This is a genomic window from Microcystis sp. M53602_WE12 (assembly GCF_030065455.1).
Lineage (GTDB): Bacteria > Cyanobacteriota > Cyanobacteriia > Cyanobacteriales > Microcystaceae > Microcystis > Microcystis aeruginosa.
Genome location: NZ_JASJFB010000366.1, coordinates 1 through 1,365 on the forward strand (window position 1 = coordinate 1; position 1,365 = coordinate 1,365).

A 1,365-nucleotide genomic window follows, 5' to 3' on the forward strand; every position below is an offset into this window, starting at 1 on the left:
TAATCTTGATAGAAACGACTTTTTACTAAACAATAGGCTCTTTCATCGCCGTCACGACTGGCGGGATCGGAGTTTTCGGTATTACCTACTGTTATATAATCGCAAATTTCCCAGCCGGTTCGCTGTAAAATTCGGCGTAACCCGGCATTAGAAAAGATCCAATAGTTGGTGGAATCATTATTTGCTTCTAGTTCATCGAGTAAATAGGCTAGAGGAATCGCGGAAAGATCGACTCGATTAGCGGCATTACTCACCGTATTAAACTTAGTGACGCGGGTGCTAATCAGGCAATAATTGGCAGATTTTGCTAAGGTTTCGAGGGCATAGTAGGGATTTTTGAGATGGTATAAAATTCCTAAGAAGATGACTAAACTATAGCTTTTTTCTGGAAGGAGAAACTGGGAATCTAAGTTAACATCATGAATCTCCACAGAGGAAGAAAGAGCAGTTTTGAGCAGTTTAACCCCTTGCATAAGATTAAAGTTGGTAGGAGCGTAGTCCACTACCTGCACTTTACAGCCCAAAGATTCCAGAAAAAACGCCAGATCGCCATCGGCACAACCAATATCAACAATCGGTTTGTCCGAGATTAATTCCAGTAGAAAACGGTTTTTACCCGTTAATAGTAATTCGAGAATATCGAAGCAGGTTAAAGTGTTGTAAGGATACCAGCCAAAATTGTCGGGAGCGAGTTTTTCTTTTTCGGCATCTAATTGGACTCGAAACTGGCGGGACTTATTTTTAATGACGCTAATATCGAGAAGTTTCGGACTAATTTCTTGCAGTTCGGGAATGGTTAAGGATAACTGACCTAATCTTTCATAAAGAGCATTTTTTTCCCGAATCATTTCTTGTTTTTCTTGATTCAAACTCTTCAGATGATCTTTGAGAGAATCTCGTTCTTCAATTAAAGTCTCTCGTTCATCAACTAAGCGAGGATATTTCCAGAACTTAAGATATTTCTTGATTTTCATCTATCAATAGGGAGGAATTAATTTTACTGAGTTAGTCTAGGGGGTTTCTGGCTGTTCGATATTTTTACCAAAACCACTCTTATAATACCATTGATCGGGATCATTTGTCAATATATTTACCAAAAATTTTGAGTTTTAAAGTCAGATTATTATTGGCTTTTATCAAAATTAAGCTGAGAATTTTTGCAGATGATTTATTTTTAAGGATTATAGATTCGGGGTAACTTCCTTAGAGAAAAATTGACCTCCTGACTTGAAAGAGGGTGTAGGGTGTGGGGTGTGGGGTGTGGGGTGTGGGGTGTAGGGAAGGAAACCTCTTTCATCTGTGGGGGTGAAAATTTTTTCATCGGGACTGACTCCTGTCTCCTCCAATTCTACCGGGGAGTAATGA

2 protein-coding genes are annotated in these 1,365 nt (G+C 39.1%); both read right to left on the bottom strand.

Annotated elements, in window-relative coordinates:
- The coding region (locus PX482_RS12695) for a methyltransferase domain-containing protein (protein WP_288122512.1) at positions 1-974 on the bottom strand (974 nt) is incomplete at its 3' end.
- 207 nt (positions 975-1,181) lie between these two features.
- Positions 1,182-1,365, bottom strand: a 184-nt coding sequence (locus PX482_RS12700) for a hypothetical protein (RefSeq protein ID WP_288122513.1), incomplete at its 5' end; no start/stop codon positions are given.